The sequence below is a fragment of the Alkalibacillus haloalkaliphilus C5 genome, assembly GCF_000269905.1.
Taxonomy (GTDB): Bacteria; Bacillota; Bacilli; order Bacillales; family Alkalibacillaceae; genus Alkalibacillus; species Alkalibacillus haloalkaliphilus_A.
In genome coordinates this window covers 1-22,077 of sequence record NZ_AKIF01000027.1, presented here as the reverse complement: position 1 = coordinate 22,077, position 22,077 = coordinate 1, and the positions used below count along the sequence as shown (strand labels likewise).

Annotated in this window: 18 protein-coding genes and 3 pseudogenes; 16 read left to right on the top strand and 5 right to left on the bottom strand. The window is 37.2% G+C overall.

The annotated features are described in order from the left end of the window. A partial coding sequence (gene selA, locus A194_RS0104775; RefSeq protein WP_017185730.1) for an L-seryl-tRNA(Sec) selenium transferase occupies positions 1–1,388 on the top strand: 1,388 nt, incomplete at its 5' end. Positions 1,389–1,539: 151 nt separating this feature from the next. Continuing rightward, positions 1,540–4,252, top strand: a pseudogene (gene acnA / locus A194_RS17330) (aconitate hydratase AcnA). Between the two features lie 47 nt (positions 4,253–4,299). On the opposite strand, the gene A194_RS0104765 reads toward acnA, so the two are convergent. Beyond that, positions 4,300–6,420: a catalase gene (locus A194_RS0104765; protein WP_017185729.1), complete on the bottom strand. Its 2,121-nt coding sequence runs from the start codon at positions 6,418–6,420 to the stop codon at positions 4,300–4,302. Positions 6,421–6,575: 155 nt separating this feature from the next. On the opposite strand from A194_RS0104765, the gene A194_RS0104760 reads away from it, so the two are divergent. From A194_RS0104760 to A194_RS0104735, 6 genes are all read left to right on the top strand, one after another. Continuing rightward, a complete protein-coding gene (locus A194_RS0104760; protein WP_017185728.1) occupies positions 6,576–7,250 on the top strand; it encodes a hypothetical protein in 675 nt (224 codons plus the stop codon). A gap of 5 nt (positions 7,251–7,255) precedes the next feature. Beyond that, on the top strand, positions 7,256–7,831 hold the full coding sequence (locus tag A194_RS0104755; protein WP_040402352.1) for a TlpA family protein disulfide reductase: 576 nt from the start codon (positions 7,256–7,258) through the stop codon (positions 7,829–7,831). 52 nt (positions 7,832–7,883) lie between these two features. After that, positions 7,884–8,030: an FbpB family small basic protein gene (locus A194_RS19665; protein WP_017185726.1), complete on the top strand. Its 147-nt coding sequence runs from the start codon at positions 7,884–7,886 to the stop codon at positions 8,028–8,030. A gap of 55 nt (positions 8,031–8,085) precedes the next feature. Continuing rightward, positions 8,086–8,331 (top strand): small acid-soluble spore protein Tlp, encoded by a 246-nt coding sequence (gene tlp, locus A194_RS0104745; RefSeq protein WP_017185725.1) that lies wholly within the window; start codon positions 8,086–8,088, stop codon positions 8,329–8,331. A gap of 132 nt (positions 8,332–8,463) precedes the next feature. Further along, positions 8,464–8,901, top strand: a complete 438-nt coding sequence (locus A194_RS0104740; protein ID WP_017185724.1) for an acyl-CoA thioesterase — start codon at positions 8,464–8,466, stop codon at positions 8,899–8,901. Continuing rightward, on the top strand, positions 8,885–9,193 hold the full coding sequence (locus A194_RS0104735; RefSeq protein WP_017185723.1) for a hypothetical protein: 309 nt from the start codon (positions 8,885–8,887) through the stop codon (positions 9,191–9,193). The genes A194_RS0104740 and A194_RS0104735 overlap by 17 nt, the downstream gene beginning before the upstream one ends. 22 nt (positions 9,194–9,215) lie before the next feature. Here the strand turns inward: A194_RS0104735 and yidD are convergent, their stop codons facing one another. The 4 genes from yidD to plsY form a co-directional block, all read right to left on the bottom strand. Then, complete coding sequence (yidD, locus tag A194_RS0104730) at positions 9,216–9,461, bottom strand: membrane protein insertion efficiency factor YidD (RefSeq protein ID WP_017185722.1); 246 nt, start codon at positions 9,459–9,461, stop codon at positions 9,216–9,218. Positions 9,462–9,463: 2 nt separating this feature from the next. Continuing rightward, positions 9,464–10,390 (bottom strand): GTP cyclohydrolase FolE2, encoded by a 927-nt coding sequence (gene folE2, locus A194_RS0104725; protein ID WP_017185721.1) that lies wholly within the window; start codon positions 10,388–10,390, stop codon positions 9,464–9,466. Positions 10,391–10,479: 89 nt separating this feature from the next. Then, positions 10,480–11,649, bottom strand: a complete 1,170-nt coding sequence (locus tag A194_RS0104720) for a CapA family protein (RefSeq protein ID WP_017185720.1) — start codon at positions 11,647–11,649, stop codon at positions 10,480–10,482. A 22-nt stretch (positions 11,650–11,671) separates the two neighbouring features. Continuing rightward, positions 11,672–12,253 (bottom strand): glycerol-3-phosphate 1-O-acyltransferase PlsY, encoded by a 582-nt coding sequence (gene plsY, locus A194_RS0104715; protein WP_017185719.1) that lies wholly within the window; start codon positions 12,251–12,253, stop codon positions 11,672–11,674. Positions 12,254–12,431: 178 nt separating this feature from the next. On the opposite strand from plsY, the gene A194_RS0104710 reads away from it, so the two are divergent. From A194_RS0104710 to A194_RS19660, 8 genes and pseudogenes are all read left to right on the top strand, one after another. Continuing rightward, a complete protein-coding gene (locus A194_RS0104710) occupies positions 12,432–12,845 on the top strand; it encodes a CoA-binding protein (protein WP_017185718.1) in 414 nt (137 codons plus the stop codon). Positions 12,846–12,941: 96 nt separating this feature from the next. Further along, complete coding sequence (gene parE / locus A194_RS0104705; RefSeq protein WP_017185717.1) at positions 12,942–14,894, top strand: DNA topoisomerase IV subunit B; 1,953 nt, start codon at positions 12,942–12,944, stop codon at positions 14,892–14,894. A 12-nt stretch (positions 14,895–14,906) separates the two neighbouring features. Continuing rightward, positions 14,907–17,359: pseudogene (gene parC, locus A194_RS17325) on the top strand (DNA topoisomerase IV subunit A). A 139-nt stretch (positions 17,360–17,498) separates the two neighbouring features. Further along, positions 17,499–18,110 (top strand): TetR/AcrR family transcriptional regulator, encoded by a 612-nt coding sequence (locus A194_RS0104690; RefSeq protein ID WP_017185716.1) that lies wholly within the window; start codon positions 17,499–17,501, stop codon positions 18,108–18,110. A 93-nt stretch (positions 18,111–18,203) separates the two neighbouring features. Beyond that, positions 18,204–19,346 carry an acyl-CoA dehydrogenase family protein gene (locus tag A194_RS0104685; RefSeq protein ID WP_017185715.1) on the top strand — a complete coding sequence of 381 codons (1,143 nt, stop codon included), beginning with the start codon at positions 18,204–18,206 and terminating at the stop codon, positions 19,344–19,346. A 22-nt stretch (positions 19,347–19,368) separates the two neighbouring features. Continuing rightward, positions 19,369–21,009: an AMP-binding protein gene (locus A194_RS0104680; RefSeq protein ID WP_017185714.1), complete on the top strand. Its 1,641-nt coding sequence runs from the start codon at positions 19,369–19,371 to the stop codon at positions 21,007–21,009. A gap of 16 nt (positions 21,010–21,025) precedes the next feature. Then, positions 21,026–21,331 carry an AMP-binding enzyme gene (locus A194_RS0104675; protein WP_017185713.1) on the top strand — a complete coding sequence of 102 codons (306 nt, stop codon included), beginning with the start codon at positions 21,026–21,028 and terminating at the stop codon, positions 21,329–21,331. Between the two features lie 14 nt (positions 21,332–21,345). Next, a pseudogene (locus A194_RS19660) lies at positions 21,346–22,077 on the top strand (biotin carboxylase N-terminal domain-containing protein); the annotation flags it as partial.

Sequence of the window (22,077 nt, the reverse complement as noted above, 5' to 3'; positions counted from 1 at the left end):
TAAGAAATATTCCACCAATACACGAATTACTTAATGACAATAAAATAGTTGCTGAAATTGAACAACATAACATCTCATATGAAGAAGCGAAACAATCTTTACAAGACACCGTTCAGTCTCTTCGTGAGGAAATACTAAACGGTGAATTCTCAAATATAAGTGTAGAAGATTTGTTTGATTTAGTAATAGAAAAGACGCTCAAACAAATAGAAGAACATAAAATGCATAACTTACATTCTGTTATTAATGGGACAGGAACTATTTTACATACAAATTTAGGGCGAGCGCGACTAGCAACTCAAGCTATAGACCACGTCGTTAATAGCGCTTCATATTATTCAACTTTAGAATATGATGTAACTACTGGTAAAAGAGGATCAAGACATGACTTAGTAGAACGCTATATTACAAATTTAACAGGTGCTGAATCTGCCATGGTTGTTAATAATAATGCGGCAGCTGTTTACATGGTTTTATCAAGTTTTGCCAAAAACTATGAAACCATTGTGTCACGGGGAGAACTGGTTGAAATTGGGGGAAGCTTTCGCGTGTCATCGATTATGGAAGAAAGCGGTACACAACTTAAAGAAATTGGGACGACAAACAAAACGCATTTATTCGACTACGAACAAGCGATTCATAACGATACGAAAATGATTATGAAAGTGCATACGAGCAATTTTTATATGAGCGGCTTCACTTCCAGTGTAGATCGTGAAGATTTAGCAAGCCTAGCTCAGCGCCACAACTTAATTTACTATGAAGATTTAGGTAGTGGATTACTGTATAATTTGAGTGATCAAGGAATAACTGATGAACCAGTTGTAAAAGATGTAATCGCAAAAGGGGTCGACCTTGTTTCATTCAGTGTAGATAAATTGTTAGGTGGACCACAAGCAGGTATTATTGCTGGTAAGAAAGAGTATATCAATGCCCTAAAAAAACACCAATTGGCTAGAGTATTAAGAGTTGATAAGATGACTTATGCAGCACTTGAAGAAACACTTCGGCTGACATTAACTAATCAGGTTGAACAAATACCTACGTTACGTGACATACTAAAAGACTCTAGTACCGTACAAAATGAAGTCATGGTATTTTTAGAGCAATTAAAAGATCTTAATCAATTAATAGTAGAGTCTTTAGAAATGAAATCAAAAGTAGGGGGAGGTACATTACCTGAAGTAGAACTAGATTCTTTTGGAATTAAAGTCCAATGTCGAGTGCAAACAGCTGAGCAGTTAAGCCAACAGTTGCGCACATGTTCGCCCCCAATCATTGTTAGGGTTGAAAATAGTTCGGTTATGATCGATTTTAGAACTTTGGAACGTCATGAACAGGATGAAATAAAAAAAGCATTACAAGCAATCAATAATCGGTTCAAGTAAGCGTTTTCATGCAAAAATTTTAGTTTTAATGTTTTACTTCTATATCTTTTTAATATAAAATGAATACGTGCAGAAATATTGGCTTTTCTGTAGAAAAACGCTAATTAATTTAATGAGACGAAACATTACATAGTTAAGGGGGTAAAGTAACATGGTAGCTAATCTTTCTTCAAATGCAAAAAAGCAGTTTGAACTTAATGGTAAGACTTATAACTATTACCATCTAAAAGCACTAGAAGAAAAAGGTCTAGGTAACGTATCACGTCTACCTTATTCAATTCGCGTACTTTTAGAATCAGTTCTACGTCAATATGACGGTCATGTTATTAAAGATGAACACATTGAAAAACTAGCAAAATGGGCTGATGGTGAAAAGGTAGATGTTCCTTTCAAACCATCTCGTGTTATTTTGCAAGACTTTACTGGGGTGCCAGCAGTAGTAGACTTAGCATCTCTACGTAAAGCAATGGTTGATATGGGTGGAAGCCTGATCAAATTAACCCTGAAGTACCAGTCGACTTAGTAATTGACCACTCAGTTCAAGTTGACAGATATGGTACAGCGGACTCACTACGTGTCAATATGGAAATGGAATTCCAACGCAACAAAGAGCGTTATGAGTTCTTACACTGGGCACAGAAAGCATTCGATAACTACCGTGCTGTACCACCAGCAACAGGTATCGTGCACCAAGTTAACTTAGAGTACATTGCTAACGTTGTACACGAACGACAACAAGAAGACGGCACTTATGATGCATTCCCAGACACACTAGTAGGTACTGACTCACATACGACGATGATCAACGGTTTAGGTGTTCTAGGTTGGGGTGTCGGTGTATTGAAGCAGAAGCAGGTATGCTAGGTCAGCCTTCATACTTCCCAACACCTGAAGTAATCGGTGTTAAACTAACAGGTAGTTTCCCAGAAGCTACTACAGCAACAGACTTAGCGTTAAAAGTAACGCAAGTATTACGTGAGAAGAACGTAGTAGGTAAGTTCGTTGAATTCTTCGGTCCAGGCCTAACTGAAATGCCACTTGCAGACCGTGCAACGATCTCAAATATGGCACCTGAGTATGGTGCAACTTGTGGTTTCTTCCCAGTAGACGAAGAGACTCTAGACTATATGCGTTTAACTGGACGTTCAGAAGAGCAAATTCAGTTAGTTAAAGAATACTTACAGAAGAACGATCTATTCTACACGCCAGATCAAGAAGATCCAGCGTTTACTCAGTTAGTAGAGATCGATCTATCTGATTTAGAACCTAACTTATCTGGTCCGAAGCGTCCACAAGACTTAATCCCACTTTCAAATATGAAAGAATCATTTAACAAAGCGTTAACAGCTCCCGCTGGTAACCAAGGCTTTGGATTAGATGAGAAAGATAAAGAAAAGGAAGCTGTTGTTAAATTTAACGACGGTGGCGAAACGACGATGAAAACAGGTGCATTAGCGATTGCAGCTATTACATCTTGTACAAACACGTCAAACCCACACGTTATGCTAGGCGCTGGTCTGTTAGCTAAGAAAGCTGTAGAAAAAGGCTTAGAAGTACCTTCATACGTGAAGACTTCATTAGCACCTGGTTCAAAAGTAGTTACAAACTACTTAGAGAACTCTGGATTAATGGAATACCTAAACAAGTTAGGCTTTAATCTTGTTGGTTACGGTTGTACGACTTGTATCGGTAACTCAGGTCCATTACTTCCTGAAATTGAGGAAGCAATTGCTGATTCTGACTTAACTGTATCATCTGTACTTTCAGGTAACCGTAACTTTGAAGGACGTATTCACCCATTAGTACGTGCTAACTACTTGGCTTCACCACCATTAGTAGTTGCATACGCTCTAGCTGGTACAGTAGATCTTGACCTCTTAAATGAACCACTAGGCCAAGATGCTGATGGTAATGACGTATTCTTCAAAGACATCTGGCCATCATCAGATGAGATCAAGTCTGAAATCGAGAAGGTTGTAACACCTGAAATCTTCCGTAAAGAATACGAAGAAGTATTTGATTCAAACGAAGAGTGGAACAAGATTCAAACAACGGATGAACCGTTATATGAGTTTGATGAAGATTCAACTTATATTCAAAACCCACCATTCTTCGAAGAAATGTCTAAAGACCCTAAAGAGGTAGCACCATTAGAAGGGTTACGTGTAGTCGGTAAGTTCGGAGATTCTGTAACGACTGACCACATTTCACCAGCAGGTGCGATCCCTAAAGATATGCCAGCTGGTCAATATCTAATGGAAAAAGATGTTTCTCCGCGTAACTTTAACTCTTATGGTTCTCGTCGTGGTAACCATGAAGTTATGATGCGTGGTACGTTTGGTAACATCCGTATCCGTAACGAAATCGGTGGCGGTAAAGAAGGTGGATTTACTACGCACTGGCCAACAGGCGATGTACTACCAATTTACGATGCTGCAATGAGATATAAAGAAGAAGATACTGGCCTATGTGTGATCGCTGGCGATGACTACGGCATGGGTAGTTCACGTGACTGGGCTGCAAAAGGTACTGACTTACTAGGAATTAAAACAGTAATTGCTCAAAGTTTCGAGCGTATTCACCGTTCTAACTTAGTTATGATGGGCGTACTACCACTTCAGTTCCAGAAGGGTGATACAATTGAGTCACTTGGATTAACTGGAGAAGAAGTTATTAACGTTGAAGTTAATGAAGACGTTAAACCTCATGACTTAGTAAAAGTAACGGCTACGAATGATCAAGGTGAAACGACAGAATTTGAAGTTGTTGCACGTTTCGATAGTGACGTTGAAGTTGACTACTACCGCCATGGTGGTATCCTTCCAATGGTACTTCGTAACAAGCTTCAAACAGTTGAAAAATAAACCTTATTTTAAGAAGCCACCGTTTAAAAACGGTGGCTTCTTTATGTTTAAGCTTGTTTTTCATCTTGTAATTCACGATCCCAATGTCGGTGTTGAGCTAATTGTTCTAAAAATGTTTGGCTAAAATCTTGTAATTGGCCAGACTGAATAGTTAATACACCGTGATCATTGAACATTTCATTGTTTGATTGTTTAGTTGCAAGTTGTGCAGATTGAGGTAGAACTGTTGAAAATAGGTCAACTGCATCATTACTAGCTGCTATTGTTTTAGCGTGCGCAAATGTATCTTTAATAAAGTCTTTTGCTTCTTTGTGTTTCATTAATTGATCAACATGTTGTTTCCCACCAGGAATGAATATCCCATCATACATGACAGAATGTGTTGTCGAATAATTTTTGTGGACATCGACTGGCTCATTTTGATCACTGTGTAATTTTCCTAACGTCTTACTAACGATTTCAACGTGTACATCATTATTTCGTAAGGTCGTCATCATTTCTTGTAGTTCTTTATTTTTAAAACCATCAGCTAGTAAAACGGCTACTTTTCGTGTATTAGATGAGAAGGTCGTTTGTAACTGACTTAACGCTGGTGATGGTGTAACTTGAGGTTCTTGGTTGTTTGATTGTGGTGATTCAACACCAACACCTTTAGCGATTTCATTCGCTAGCGTATGACTTACATTACTGAACATCTCGACAACTTGTTGCTTAATTTTAGGATCTTTGACATTACCAACTTCAAAGTGGAACGCTTTATGAATATGTCTTTTTTCATGTGCAGACATGCTATTGTAAAATAAAGCAGCTTGCGTATAATGATCCTTGAAACTTTCGCTTCGCTTTCTAACCTTATAACCTTCGACTTTTTCTTGATAGTGTTCAAATCCACCTTCAGCAAAAGAACTGGTTTGAGGATCGTTATTTTGTAAGCCATTTGGACTGTAAGCGACTTTTCCCTTATTAATCGTCATACGGTGGAACCCGTCACGTTGATTGTTGTGAACAGGTGCAATCGGACGGTTGATCGGTATTTCGTGAAAGTTTGGACCACCTAGTCGTAATAATTGTGTGTCTAAGTAAGAAAACAAGCGCCCTTGTAACAATGGGTCGTTTGTAAAATCAATACCAGGTACAATATTCCCCATATGAAATGCTGCTTGTTCTGTCTCGGCAAAGAAGTTGTCCTGATTTCGATTTAGTGTCATTTTCCCAATGATCTTGACAGGAATTTGTTCTTCAGGCCATATTTTCGTTGGGTCAAGTATATCAAAGTCAAAATCAAATTCTTGATTCTCTTCAATAACTTGAATTCCTAATTCAAATTCAGGGTATTCACCGTTATTAATAGCATCCCATAAATCTTGCCTGTGATAATCAGGGTTTTTACCCGCTATTTTTTGGGCTTCATCCCACGTTAATGAATGTGTACCTAAAAGTGGTTTCCAATGGAATTTCACAAACCTAGCTTTTCCTTGGTCATTAACTAAGCGGAACGTATGGACACCGAAGCCTTCCATCATACGAAAACTTCTAGGAATGCCCCGGTCTGACAATAGCCACATAATCATATGAGCTGATTCACGATTTTGTACAACCCAGTCCCAAAATGTATCATGCGCTGCTGACGCTTGGGGTATTTCGTTATTGGGTTCTGGTTTAATCGCATGGACGATATCCGGAAATTTAATTGCATCTTGAATGAAAAAAACCGGCATGTTGTTACCAACTAAATCAAAATTACCGTCCTCGGTATAAAATTTCGTCGCAAATCCTCGAACATCACGAACTGTATCAGCTGATCCACGAGAACCTACTACTGTAGAAAAACGAACAAAGACTGGTGTTTTGACAGATGGATCTTGAAGAAACTTGGCGCTCGTTAATTCTTTCATGGATTCATAAGGTTGAAAATAGCCATGAGCTCCAAACCCTCTCGCATGAACAACTCTTTCTGGTATTCGTTCATGATCAAAGTGTGTCATTTTTTCTCTGAAGTGAAAGTCTTCCATAATGGTTGGTCCTCGTTCACCTGCAGTAAGAGACTGAGACGTATCAGACAGTTTAGCCCCTTGATTCGTGCTTAATCTTTCACCTTGATTACTATTTTTAAAGGCGTTAAGCTGTTCATTTTTAGCATCTTGATGATTGTTTTGATCATTTGCCATAAAATTACCTCCTATATATGTAGATCACCTGTAGTTTGCCAAATCACACCATATTTATTCCTATATTTAGTAAATAGAAGTTCACTGAATCGTAATGCGTGTTTTACGTATTTTTTTAGAAAATTTGGTATGATGAATGAGTAGGGAGTGGTAGCGTGAACGACTTAATCCAAATCGGACCTTTAAACATATTTATACCGTATTTATTTTACATAGTTGGTATAGTCACAACTTTAGTTGTTGCTCACTTCTTAATCAAACGTTTGATTAATTATGATTTTCCTAAGAAACCAGCCGATTTAATGCTTGAATATTGGATTGTATTCATTGTCATTTGGAAGTTGAGTTATTTTATTAACTATCCAAATGACATCTTAAATAATCCGTTGGCTGTTATTTATTTTGACGGTGGTACGTTAGGTTTATTGTTAGGTGTTATTGGTATTGTTATTTTCGGTTATTTTCAATTTAAACACCATAATATTACTATTCCTATTCAATTACTGTTAATTTTACAGGCTGTATTCGTATTTATCTCATTTGATCAAGCAACATCTTTTCTATACGGTTTCGACTTTTACATTTTTATAGAGGTTGTCTCATACATTGTATTGATTGGTATTTTGTTTTGTTTAGTTAACCCTGTGACATTTATTAAAGTTTTCCAAGCATACAGGTGGTTGGTTATTACTTGGACTTTATTTAGAGTGTTACAAAATGAAATTCATTTATATACTCAAACATTAATTGTAGTGTTATTATTAGCTGTTCTCACGATTGTTGCAGAATGGTACTTAAACCAAAAAACGAAAGGAGAAAATACAAATTGAACACAATGTTAAAGCGTATTTTAGGTTTGGCAATTATCGGTGTATTACTTGGAATCATCGTTTATAACACTTGGTTTGATGATACAGCAAATGGAAATCCAGAAGGTGATGGCATTTTTGTTCAGCCTGATGGCGTTGATATTGATACAGATGGTGTCGAAGTAGGAGATGTGGCCCCTAACTTCAAACTACAAACCCTTAATGGGGAGGAAACTGAACTAGCTGATTTTAGAGGACAAAAAATAATGATTAACTTTTGGGCTACTTGGTGTCCCCCTTGTCGTGCAGAAATGCCTCACATGCAAGAGATTCATGAAGAGTATGATGATGAGGTTATCATTTTAGCAGTTAATGCGACGAGTCAAGAAACATCGCATGATACAGTGCAAGACTTTATAGATGAACTGGAATTAACGTTTCCAATCTTAATGGATGAAACAGGAGAAGTTAATGTACGCTATCAAGCTCTAAGCTTGCCAACAACGTATTTCGTTAATACTGAAGGTGAACTACAAATTCCAAGACATGTTGGGCCACTTTCATATGATGATATGGTCAGAAAGATTGAAGAATTAGATTAAGTATAAACATTACGAATCATGGTAATCCTAGTAAAAAAAGGAGACGATCATGATGCGTAGAAAAGAACGACTTTCATTCCAAGCTTTAGTTAGAGATGAAAAGGAAAAAATCTTGAACAACCAAGAAGAACTCGACAAAATTTATGACAAAATTGAAGATCGAATGGAATTAGTAAGAAATCCTAAAAAGCATGCATAGCTCTTGACTGGTTTTACAAACTATGATTGATTACATCAAAAAGGAGATGGATGGAATGTCTAATCATAGCCAAAAGCCTAAACCAGATAACAGACGTGATAACTTAAAGAAAATTCAAGAAAACATTGAAAATACGCTAGAGAACATACAAGAAGCAGAACATTCAATGGAAACAGCTTCAGAATTTCAAGAAGAAGAAATTCGTCGTAAAAATGCTCGTAGACGCCAGTCAGTTGAAGGTATGAGAGACGAAGTACATGATGAACACGAACATATGAAACGTAAGAAGAAGAATAAATAATTAGGATTAAAGCTGTCGGGAGAACTCGGCAGCTTTATATTTGTTGTCACTTAATTTTTGCTACCTCGTAAGATTTCATATAAAATGTATAGTAAAATAATAGCAAAGTGTAACAAGGGAGATGTACATAATATGATTGTAAATGAAACAGAAGTTAAAGTAAGATATCAAGAAACTGACCAAATGGGTGTCGTTTACCATGCGAACTATTTCGTCTGGTTTGAAATAGGGAGAACCCACTTAATTGAAGATTTAGGATTTCGATATGCGGATATGGAAGAAGAGGGGATTGTTTCACCAGTAGTTGATATCGAGGCAAAGTATAAAAGGCCCCTTCGCTATGGCCAAGTCGCTACGGTTAAAACATATATTAAAGAGTATGATGGCTTTAGAGTCGTTTATGGATATGAAGTTTATACAGATGATAGGACTTTGGCTGTTACTGGATCTTCATCTCACGTATGTGTAAAAAAATCAAATTTCCGTCCAGTATCTATTAAAAAGCATTTCCCTGATTGGCACCAAGCGTATGAACAGGCAGTAGGTGAAGTTGATGGCGTTCGGAATTAAACGAGATGAATTAAAACAATGGAAGAATGAAGTAGAAGCTGGTAATATCGCTTTTTTGACTCATTACTGGGCTGATGACCGTTTTCCACAAATGAATACCGTTACGAAAGTAGGATGTCGTGATATCGATAAATTAAAACAGTGGGGAAAGAAGCATGGACTGAAACCGAGATGGATACATGAGGATGAAAAATATCCACATTTTGATTTAATTGGTTCATTTGAAGAAGATATTTTAAAAGCAGAAGGTAAGCTTGATCAATTAAAAAGATTTAAAAGTGTTGAAAAATAAACGGCAAAATGAAAACCGTGGATTAACCACGGCTTTCACTTTGCCTTTTTTTACTTTTCTCTGGAACTGGATCAAATCCACCCGGGTGGAATGGGTGACATTTTAACACTCGTTTTACCGATAAATATAAGCCTTTAATAACACCAAAGCGCTCAAAAGCAGTAAGACTATAGTGTGAACAACTTGGGTGAAAGCGACAAGTCGGTCCAAACATTGGCGAAATAAACTTTTGATACAATTTAATCGGCCAAGTAAATAAAAACTTCATGATTAAACACTCTGTTCATCACGTTTATCATATGTGATCGATGCAACAGCATCATGGAGATGAATTGATTCTTCGTTAATACATTTAACAAAGAAACGTTCAACTTCATCAATTTCATATAAATCACTAGCTACTAAACGAACCATATCTTCAACAAAACGTGGGTTCTCATATGCTTGTTCTGTTACCATTTTTTCATCAGGGCGTTTCAATACAGGGTGAATACGTGCACTTGCATTCGATTCAGCCGCTTCTAGTAAGATAAACTTCCAATCAAGCTTATCCTCATCAAACCCCTCATTAAGTAATACTTCCATCTCAATATTACCTCTTTGGTTATGAGCACTATATTCACTTATTTCTTTTGAACAAGGGCATAATGTTGTAATTTTACCTTTAACGCCTACGCGAATATCATAACCTTCGTCTTGATCATAGTGAACTTTAATCCAAGCATCGGCATGATTTAAACCAACCTTCTCAGAATAAGGTGCTTTTCGTTCGAAAAACCAAGGGAATGATACAGTTACCTCAGCATCTTTTTGTTCTAAACGTTGACGTAATTCATATACGAAAGACTTTAACGTTTTCAAGCTTAGTACAAGGCCGTTTTCATAATAAGTTTGTAACTGCTCAGTAAAACGACTCATATTCGTACCTTTTGAATCTTGTGAAATCGATGATGCGAAGTAAAAAGTACCGATCGTCGTTTGTGTTTCTGGTGTCAAAGAGCTGTTAACGATCACAGGGTGTTTTACATTTGAAATCCCAACAGCATCTAATTCAAACAAGAAATCTTTTCTGGTATTTTGCAAATCTTTCATTTGCTCTTTCTCAATAGGTTTTGTTTTTGGACCAGGTTCCACTGACCCAAATAATTTATGTCTTTCCTGTTTATCAGGAAGTTGTTTTTTTACTGTTTCGTTCATATCGAGGACTCCTTTCAAATCTAAAGGGACGAACAATAGCTACATTTAAATTATACATTATTACATTAAAGTAGTTCAATTTATTAGACTTAATCTAAATAAGGTACAATTGTAACATCGGAAGAGTAAGTTTGCATATGTTCTGCTATTTCATCAAATATATCATGTGCATCTTCTAAACCGAACTGATCTGCTTCAACAAGAGGGACGACTTGAACATTTGTCATGAGGTCGCCATGATCTTCGTGATCATTGTATGTCGGCATAATCTTTGCATTTGTAACATTTAGAGAAGTTTCACTTGGACGAATTTCTTTAACCAACTCAACTTGTGATATGGCACCTAACTGACGATCTAACCCTCTTTGACCTGACAAGAAGTTACCTAATGAATAAACAACAAATTTATCTTGTCCATTCGCTGATATCCAATCGATGGGCTGTAATACGTGTGGGTGATGACCGAGAATAACATCTGCACCTTCACTCGTTAACAATTGGGATAAATAAACTTGCTCTTCGTTTGGTAAAGCTTCATATTCATCTCCAAAATGCATACTAACGACAACGAAATCAACTTCCTCACGTATCCTTTGTAAATCATCAGTCATTTGTTGAACATCAATTAAATTCACTAAATAATCCTGACCTTCAGGAACCGGAATACCATTTGTGCCGTAAGTATAAGCTAAAAAGCCAACAGAAATTCCGTTACGATGAAGAATTCGCTTTTTACTAGCATCTTCTTGGCTCTGATATCCTCCAACATATTCAATTCCAATTTGGTTAAGGTAATCTGTTGCATTATATACCGCTTCAGCACCTCGGTCGATTGTATGGTTATTCGCAATGGAGACAATATTTACTCCAGCATGCTTTAACGCATCACCAACTTCGAAAGGGGAATTAAACATTGGAAACCCTGAAAGTCCTAATGCTTCACCACCAAGAATTGTTTCTTGGTTTGCAATAGTTAAATCAGCATTTTCTAAATAAGGCTTTATAGGCTCAAGCATTGATTTAAAATCAAAGCCATCGTCTGTACGTGCACCGTCATAAACCCGATCATGAATTAATATATCACCAGCGGCATTGAGTGTTAGACTTGTTCTCACGCTTTTATCGCTAAACTGCGATTTCTCAATTAGTTCTACTTCAGTTAGTTCAAAATTATCAAATTCTAAAGTATTTGTAGCTGTTACAACAATAGTGAGTAACAATGTAGATATTATGACTATAACTGCAACTCTTAGTTTCAACTAATCACCCTTAAGTTATCATTTAGAACCAAGTAATTTTCGGCTCTGTTTTATTTTTAATACGTTTAATATTATCTGTATGGCGATAAATGACAAACGCTGCTAAAAATACAGTGACAATGATTAAACCTAAATCTTGCATAATTAATGTTGTAACAACAGCTGTAACACCAGTTAAGATTGATGCTAAAGAGACATACTTAAATAGTTTTAAAAAGACAAAAAATGATAGCACTAAAATGGCAAATAATAATGGGCTAACCCCTAATAATACACCACCCGATGTTGCAACTGCTTTTCCACCTTTAAATTTAGCAAATAGAGGATAAATATGACCGATTACTGCAAAAGCACCAACTATTAAAGGTTCAATGCCTGGAGCTAATACAACGACGATTAAGACAGGTGCTGTTCCTTTTAATATATCTAAAATCGTCACAACTAAACCTGCTTTTGAACCTAACACACGAAATGTATTAGTAGCACCTAGATTTCCACTGCCATGTTCTCTTACATCGATTTTATAAAATAATTTACCTATAATTAATGCAGATGGAATCGAGCCAAATAAATAAGCAATGATTGCATAAATTATATATTCCATATGATTCCCCCTTTTCTATAAATGAATATAGTTTATTTTATCAAATGTCTAAACAATTAAGAAGTTTATATTAAATATATGTTGAAAATTAAACCAACAATCTACATTCAAAGTTGAGAATTAACGACAAACACGCTATTCTTATAATACAAGATTATTTAAACTTAGGAGAGATGTTATGCAAAATCCAACACAAGATACAATGAAAGAGCTTTTAGAGAATGCTAAATCAATTGCAGTCGTTGGCCTGTCTGACAAAGAAGATCGAACATCATTCCAAATCGCTAAAGCGATGCAACAAGAAGGATACACAATCATCCCAGTTAATCCAACTGTTGATGAAGTTTTAGGCGAGAAAAGTTATAATACGCTTGCAGAGGTTGAGGAAAACATTGATATTATTAATGTCTTCAGACGTCCTGAACATTTAGTTGAAGTAGCTGAAGATGCACTTAATACGAAGTGTAAAGTATTTTGGGCGCAGCAAGGAATTGTTAATGAAGAAGCACATGATCTGTTGAAGGAAAACGGATTTACAGTCATAATGGATTCATGTATTAAAGTTGTCCATGCTGTAACAGTCGGAAAATAATTTCTACAAAATCTCTGCTAACAAGCAGGGATTTCTCTTGTCTTAACGAATTGTATTATTCAGACGAAGCATTTATAGAGAAAGGGGTCTATTATATTGACTCAATCAAACGAACTTTACAACGATGATTCCATACAAGTACTAGAAGGGCTAGATGCCGTACGAAAAAGACCAGGAATGTATATCGGAAGCACTGACCATAGAGGCTTACACCACTTAGTCTTTGAAATCGTGGACAATTCAGTTGACGAGGCATTAGCTGGTTTTGGACAATCAATCAAAGTCACTATACATAAAGACAATTCCATTTCTGTTAGCGATGAAGGTAGAGGTATGCCTACGGGTATGCATAAAATGGGTAAGCCAACACCTGAAGTCATTTTTACGATACTCCACGCAGGAGGTAAATTTGGACAAGGTGGTTATAAAACGAGTGGTGGTTTACACGGAGTTGGTGCATCAGTCGTGAATGCTCTATCTGAATGGTTAACTGTAACAATTTATCGAGATGGTAAAAAGCATGAGTTAAAGTTTGAAGATGGTGGAAAGCCGGTTACGGACTTACAAGTTGTTGGTAACACGCGAAAGACTGGTACGACAATCCACTTCAAACCCGATGAAGAAATGTTTTCTTCAACTCAGTTTAACTTTGAGACACTCTCTGAACGTTTAAGAGAAGCAGCCTTTTTATTAAAAGGAATTGAGCTCGTCTTAAAAGATGAACGTGAAGTTGTTGAAGAATCTTATTTATATCCAGACGGTTTACAATCATTTGTGGGATACTTAAACGAAGAAAAAGACGAACTTCATCCTGTCGTTTCTTTTGAAGGAGAGTTTAAAGGGATTGAAGTTGACTTTGCTATGCAGTTCAACGACGGTTATTCAGAGAATATTTTATCTTTTGTTAACAACGTTAGAACGCGTGATGGTGGAACACACGAATCAGGTGCTAAAACAGCGATTACAAGAGCTTTTAACGAGTACGCAAGAAAAATGCAGTTCTTAAAAGAGAAAGATAAGAATCTTGATGGTAACGACATTCGTGAAGGCCTAACAGCCATTATCTCAACACGCATTCCAGAACAGTTGTTGCAGTTTGAAGGGCAAACTAAAAGTAAGCTTGGAACACCTGAAGCAAGAAGTGCTGTTGACAGTGTTGTAGCTGAAAAACTCGCTTATTTCCTTGAAGAGAACCCTGATGCATCAAAAATGCTAATTAAAAAAGCAGTTAGAGCACGGGATGCCAGAGAAGCAGCAAGAAAAGCAAGAGAAGAAGCACGCAATGGCAAAAAGCGTAAACGTCGTGATTCTTTACTAAGCGGAAAGTTAACACCAGCACAATCAAAGAACGCTTCTAAAAATGAACTATTTTTAGTTGAGGGTGACTCAGCAGGTGGTTCTGCCAAGCAAGGGCGCGATCGCCGCTTCCAAGCTGTTCTACCTTTAAGAGGTAAAGTAATTAATACTGAGAAAGCAAAAATTGATGATATCTTTAAAAATGAAGAGATTGCTACAATTATTCATACAATTAATGCTGGCGTAGGACCAGACTTCAATATCGAGGATTCTCAATACGATAAGATTATCATTATGACGGACGCCGACACAGATGGTGCGCACATTCAAGTATTGTTATTAACGTTCTTTTACCGTTATATGAAACCGTTAATTGAACAAGGGAAAATCTATATTGCATTACCGCCGTTGTTCAAAGTTTCAAAAGGAAAAGGGAAAAGTTATAAAGAGGCTTATGCATGGGAAGAAAGTGAAATGGATCAATTACTAAAAGAATTTAAAAACGGTTATACGATACAACGTTATAAAGGTTTAGGTGAAATGGACGCAGAACAGTTGTGGGAGACAACGATGGACCCTGAATCGAGAACTTTAATTAGAGTAACGATCGACGATGTCGCAAGAGCCGAAAGACGTGTTGCGACATTAATGGGAGATAAGGTAGAACCGAGACGTAAGTGGATTGAATCTAATGTTGCGTTCGGAATGGAAGAAGACGACACAATACTCGATAACGATAGATTGCTTAGCTAGGAGTGAATAAGTTTGGCTGAAGAAGCAAAGTATTTAGACTTGCCATTAGAAGAAGTAATAGGTGACCGTTTTGGTCGCTATAGTAAATATATTATTCAAGACCGTGCCTTACCCGATGTAAGGGACGGTTTAAAACCGGTGCAACGTCGTATTCTTTATGCGATGCATCAAGAGAGAAATACTCACGACAAACCATTTCGTAAATCGGCTAAAACAGTCGGTACCGTTATTGGTAACTACCATCCACACGGTGACTCATCTGTTTATGAAGCACTAGTCCGCATGAGCCAAGCTTGGAAGGTAAAAGAAGAGCTTGTACAAATGCACGGAAATAACGGTAGTATTGATGGCGATCCACCTGCTGCAATGCGTTATACTGAAGCTAGATTATCTGGAATTTCTTCAGAGTTATTACAAGACATTGATAAGGACACAGTTGATTTCATTCCTAACTTCGATGACACTGATTATGAACCAATAGTCCTTCCAGCTAAATTCCCGAACCTATTAGTTAATGGTTCGACTGGTATATCTTCAGGTTACGCAACTGATATACCGCCACACAATTTAGCTGAAGTGATCGATGCTGTCGTCTATAAAATCGAACACCCTAACGCTTCTTTAGATAAGTTGATGGAGAAACTGCCTGGACCGGATTTTCCAACTGGCGGCATTATCCAAGGTGAAGATGGGATCCGTAAAGCTTATGAAACAGGTAAAGGGAAAATTGTTCTTCGTGGCTTAGCTGAAATCGAACCACTTCGAGGCGGTAAAGAGCAAATTGTTATTACTGAATTGCCTTATGACGTCAACAAAGCGAACTTAGTTAAGAAAATGGATGAATTACGACTCGAGCGTAAGGTAGAAGGTATATCTGAAGTGCGTGATGAAACAGACCGTACGGGTTTACGCATCGTGATCGAGCTAAAAAAAGAAGTCGATAGCCAAGGTGTCCTAAACTATTTATATAAAAATACTGATTTACAAGTTTCATTCCATTTCAACATGGTAGCTATATCCGATAAAACACCAACGATTATGACGTTACCTAGCATATTAGATGCCTATATTAATCACCAACGTGAAGTTGTTAAAAGGCAGTCAGAACATGACTTAAGAAAAGCAAAAGACCGCGCCCATATCGTTGAAGGTTTAATTTATGCGGTATCTATTTTAGACGATGTAATCGCCACAATCCGTAGCGCACAAGATAAGAAAGATGCCAAAAACAAACTACAAGAACAATATAACTTTACAGAAACTCAAGCAGAAGCCATTGTCATGTTACAGCTATATCGTCTAACGAATACGGATGTTACGGAACTTGAAAAAGAAGCAGCACAGCTTCGTGAGCGAATCGCATACTTAGAAGAAATCTTAGGTAATGAAGCTAAACTATTAAATGTCATTAAACAAGATTTAAAGCGTGTTAAAAAAGCTTATAAGAGTGACAGGTTAACTAAAATAGAATCAGAAGTTGAAGACTTGAAGATTAACCTTGAAGTGATGGTGCCTTCTGAAGATATCGTCGTCTCAGTAACGAAGGACGGTTACATTAAACGGACAAGTTACGTTCATTTAGTGCTTCTAACGTAGAGGACTTACAGAAGAAGGAACAAGACTATTTACTCCATTTATATGAAGTCAATACAACGGACACCTTACTTCTCTTTACAAACAAAGGGAAATACTTATACCTTCCAATTCATGAGTTACCTGAGATTAGGTGGAAGGATATGGGGCAACATATCGCAAGTCTTGTTTCTGTAGGCAAGGATGAAAAAGTAATTAAAGCTATTCCAGTTCGAGACTTTGAACAAGAACAATATGTCATGTCGATCACGAAACACGGTATGATTAAAAAATCTAATTTAGCTGACTATAAAGTACAACGTTATAACCGACCAATAGTCGGAATGAAGTTAAAAGGTGACGATGAAGTTGTTAATGTTCACATAACCGATGGACACCAAGGGGTTTTCTTAACATCTAATAGTGGTTATGGTCTGTGGTATCATGAATCAGAAGTTAACCCAATCGGTATTAAGGCGGGCGGAGTAAAATCCATGAACTTAAAAGACGAGGAATACATCGTCAACGGGGAAGTGTTTGCTGAATTATCAAATCCAAATTTATTTGTAGTAACACACCGTGGTGCTTGTAAGCGGATGAACATTTCTCAGTTTGAACAAGGGGCACGAGCCAAGCGAGGCTTGATTATGCTAAAAGAGTTGAAACGCAACCCGCATCGAATTGCTGGATTCCATGTTGTTGGAGAAGATGAAACAGTCGTTTTAGAAACCGAAAAAGAAGAAACACACTCAGTATTACCATTTGAATTTAAAGAACAATCACGACAAAATAATGGATCATTTGTCGTAGACAGTGATCATCAAGGTAAAGTAACGGATACTTATGTTGAAGCACAATATACCAAATATTTTCCTGATGATGAACAATCATAATTAACACCGAAGAGGGGCATAGAAGATGCTCCTCTTGTGTTTTTTTATGTCATATTACTTCTAATGATGACAAATTCTGAAAATTTTGTTTGATACTTTTCTAAATTGTGATAAAATAATGACAAAAGGTAGGAGTTTTATGTCACATTTAAAAGATAAGATTATTCAATCATCATTAGTTTTATTCTCCGACAATGGTTTTCACGGTGTATCAGTTAAAGATATTGTTGAATATTGTGATACATCAAAAGGAGGCTTTTACCATTACTTTAACTCCAAAGACGAACTTCTTTATGTCATTCACGATTTATTTATTTCATATGTATTAAATGAAGCCAATCGTGCTAAAAAAAGACACCAACGTCCTATGTACCAACTCCATGAAATTTTGCACTCATTCGTTCGTGTATTTGATTTATACAATGAACACATCTCAGTTTTCTATCAAGAGAATAAATACTTAAAAGCTGAATACGAAGAAAAAATAAAATCAAAACGCGATCAATTTAAACAAATCGTCATCGAAGTAATCGAGGAAGGACAACAAAACGGTGAGATACGTAAGGAATTACCGACTATCATTACCGGCATGTCTATACTCGGCATGGTGAACTGGACTTACAAATGGTATAAGCGAGACGGAGAGTTATCGATTGATGACATTGCAGAGGTTTACATAGACATCTTATTTAAAGGTGTTTTAACAGACCAAGCGATCGAAGAATATCACCAGTCAACTTTGCACAACTAAATAGTTTATTTGTCACACGCTTTTAGTAAAGCTTTTTTATTTACTCCATCACAGACCAACCAGTCGGTCTTAAAATAAAAGGGGGAGTTTTAAATGAACTTCACACTAAGTGAAGAACAAGAAATGACAAGAAAGATGGTTAGAGATTTTGCAGAAGGGAAAATCCAACCACGTGCAGTTGACATCGATGTAAAGGCAGAATTTCCAGAAGATATTTTTAAAGAAATGGGTGAACTTGGCCTTTTAGGTATTCCTTACCCAGAAGAGTATGGTGGTTCTGGTGGCGATACAGTCACTTACGCACTTGCTGTTGAAGAAATCGGTCGCGTTTGTGGAAGTACTGGTTTAAGCTATGCCGCTTCAGTATCCTTAGGTTCTTCACCGATCTATCAATTCGGAACTGAAGAACAGAAGCAGGAGTTTTTAGTTCCATTAGCACAAGGGAAGGCTTTAGGGTCATTCGGATTAACCGAACCGAACGCTGGGTCTGATGCAGGCGGTACTAAAACAACAGCTAAAACTGATGGGGATGACTTCATCATTAATGGTGAGAAATGTTTCATTACCAATGCATCTTATGCTAAACAAATTATTGTAACCGCTATCACTGGTAAAGACGATCGTGGTAAAAATATTATTTCTGCTATTGTTGTACCAACTGATACAGAGGGTGTGACTATTACAGATAACTACGACAAAATGGGAGTTCGCGGTTCTAATACAGCAGAAATCGTATTAGAAGATGTAAGAGTACCGAAAGCTAACTTAATCGGTGACCCTGATGCAGGTTTTAAACAGTTCTTACAAACTCTAGATGGTGGAAGAATTTCAATTGGCGCATTAGGAGTTGGTATTGCTCAAGCGTCACTTGATCGTGCTTTAGCTTATGCGAAAGAACGTAAGCAGTTTGGCCAGTCGATTTCTAACTTCCAAGCAATTCAGTTCAAATTAGCTGACATGGCAATGGAAGTTGAACTATCACGTAACATCGTATTAAAAGCAGCTTGGTTAAAAGACCAAGGGAAAGTGTTTACAAAAGAAGCTGCAATGGCAAAATTATACGCTACAGAAACAGCCTTTCGTTCAGCAAACCAAGCAATCCAAATACTTGGAGGCTATGGTTATATGCGTGAATACGAAGTGGAGCGTTATTTACGTGATGCTAAATTACTTGAAATAGGAGAGGGTACTTCTGAGATTCAAAGATTAGTTATTGCTAGACAATTAGGATGTTAATTTAATAGAGGGGGACGTTTGTATGCCATTAATGAATTTAACTGTCGGTCAGTTGTTAGTTGAAAAGGCAAAGAAACACCCAGAGCATGAGGCAGCTGTGTATCCTGAGAAAGGAATTCGTTGGACTTATGAACAGTTTAATGAAAATGTTAACGATGCAGCAAAGGGCTTGATGGCTTTAGGTATTGAAAAAGGAGACCATGTTGCAATCTGGTCTGACAATAAGCCTGAGTGGTTAACTAGTCAGTTTGCCACTGGAAAGGTGGGGGCAGTTTTAGTCACCGTCAACACAAGTTATCAAGCTGCAGAACTCGAATATCTATTAAAACAATCAGATTCTAGCACACTAATTTTAGCTGAATCTTATAAAGGTACATCTTACATCGATATTTTGAAAGAATTATGCCCTGAACTTGAGCATTGTGAAAAAGGTGAGCTTCAATCTGAACGTTTACCTCATTTAAAAAATGTTATTGTTCTTAGTGATCAAGAGTATAACGGTTGTTACTCATGGAATGACATGATCGAACTCGGTGTAAAAAGAGTATCAGATCAACAACTAAAAGAACGTTCTAATTCTTTAGACAGTCATGAAGTCATTAACATGCAATATACATCTGGTACAACAGGGTTCCCTAAAGGGGTTATGCTGTCGCATCACAACATTGTCAATAACGGAAAACAAATTGCAGAATGCATGCAATTCACAGAAGAAGACCGTTTATGTATCCCAGTACCATTCTTCCATTGTTTCGGATGTGTATTAGGAACGATGGCTGCCGTATCTAAAGGAGCAACAATGGTCATTGTAGAACAATTCGACGCTGAAAAAGTGTTAGAAGCTGTCTCTCAAGAGAAATGTACAGCATTACATGGTGTGCCAACGATGTTTATAGCAGAATTGAATCACCCTAAGTTCGACCAATATGACTTGTCACATTTAAGAACTGGGATTATGGCAGGTTCAAACTGTCCAATCGAAGTGATGAAAGATGTTATGAATAAAATGGGCGCATCTGAAATTACGATTACTTACGGGCAAACGGAATCGTCACCGGCGATCACTCAAACGAAAACAGATGATCCAATTGATCGTCGTGTCAGCACAGTAGGAAAACATCATCCAAATGTCGAAATAAAAGTAGTAGACCCATCAACGAATGAAGAAGTCGCACCAAATGAACCTGGCGAGCTTTGTACAAGAGGTTATCACGTGATGAAAGGTTACTACAACAACGAAGAAGAAACGAAAAACGCTATTGATGAAGACGGTTGGTTACACACAGGAGATATAGCCATTATTGATGATGAGGGGTATGTACAAATTACTGGAAGAATTAAAGATATGGTCATTCGTGGCGGTGAAAACATTTATCCACGAGAGATTGAAGAATTTTTATACCAACATCCTGACATTTTAGATGTTCAAGTCGTTGGTGTACCTGATGCGAAATACGGTGAAGAACTAATGGCTTGGGTGATTGCTAAAGAAGACTCTAATTTAACTGAAGTGAATTTAAGAGAGTTTTGTAAAGGTAACATTGCCTACCACAAAATTCCAAAGTACATTCAGTTTACAAAAGAGTACCCAATGACCGCTAGCGGCAAAGTCCAAAAGTATAAACTACGTCAGGAAGCAGAACAATTACTAGCAAAACATTAAAGGTTAAGGTGATAACATGCAACAGAATGAACAACTACCAGAAACTTATCAAATCGAAAGTCATATTACAGATCATGAACAAGTAGTCGATGCAAAAGTGATTACAATACCTCATCCAGAAAAAGGGGAATTGATTGTAGCTTGGGTCATTGCTAATGACAGTACATTAACTGAAGAAACAATTGTTAAATATTGTGATGACTCTAATGACGTTAGTACACCTAACTACGTTTTGTTTACTGATGAATTCCCAACAACACCTAGCGGCAAAATCCAAAAAATTAGACTAAAAGAAAAGGCACTAGAATTAATCAATGAATAAGAGAGGTGCTTCAAATGTTCAACAAAGTCTTAATTGCTAACCGTGGGGAAATTGCTTCAAGGGTTATTCGTACGTGTAAAAGCCTTGGTGTTAAAACAGTTGCTGTATACTCTGAGGCAGATCAAGAAGCCCCTTTTGTATCTGAAGCAGATGAAAGTTACTTAATTGGTGGACCGAAAGTTAATGAAAGCTATTTAAACATAGATGCAATTGTTAATGTCGCTAAAGAAACTAACTCAGAAGCGGTACACCCAGGTTACGGATTACTAAGTGAAAACACAGAGTTTGCCAAAAGGCTTGAAGACGAAAACATTGTATTTATCGGACCAGATTCTAATGCGATTAATCAGATGGGAAGTAAATTAACAGCACGTCAAACGATGGAAAAAGCAGGCGTCCCTATTATTCCAGGAACAAATGACCCGGTTGAATCAGTGAAGATGCTAAACAAATTGCAAGTGACATTGGTTATCCCGTAATGGTGAAGGCATCCCACGGCGGTGGTGGAATCGGGATGGAAATTGTTCAAAATGATACGGAACTTGAAAAAGCATTCGAAAGCAACGCTCGTCGTGCAGAACAGTTTTTCGGAAATGGAACGATGTTTATCGAAAAAGTAATAGAAAATGCTCACCACATTGAAATCCAAGTACTAGCTGATCACTATGGAGAGACTGTACACCTTTTCGACCGTGAATGTTCAATTCAAAGAAGGCATCAAAAGATAATTGAAGAAGCTCCTTCAC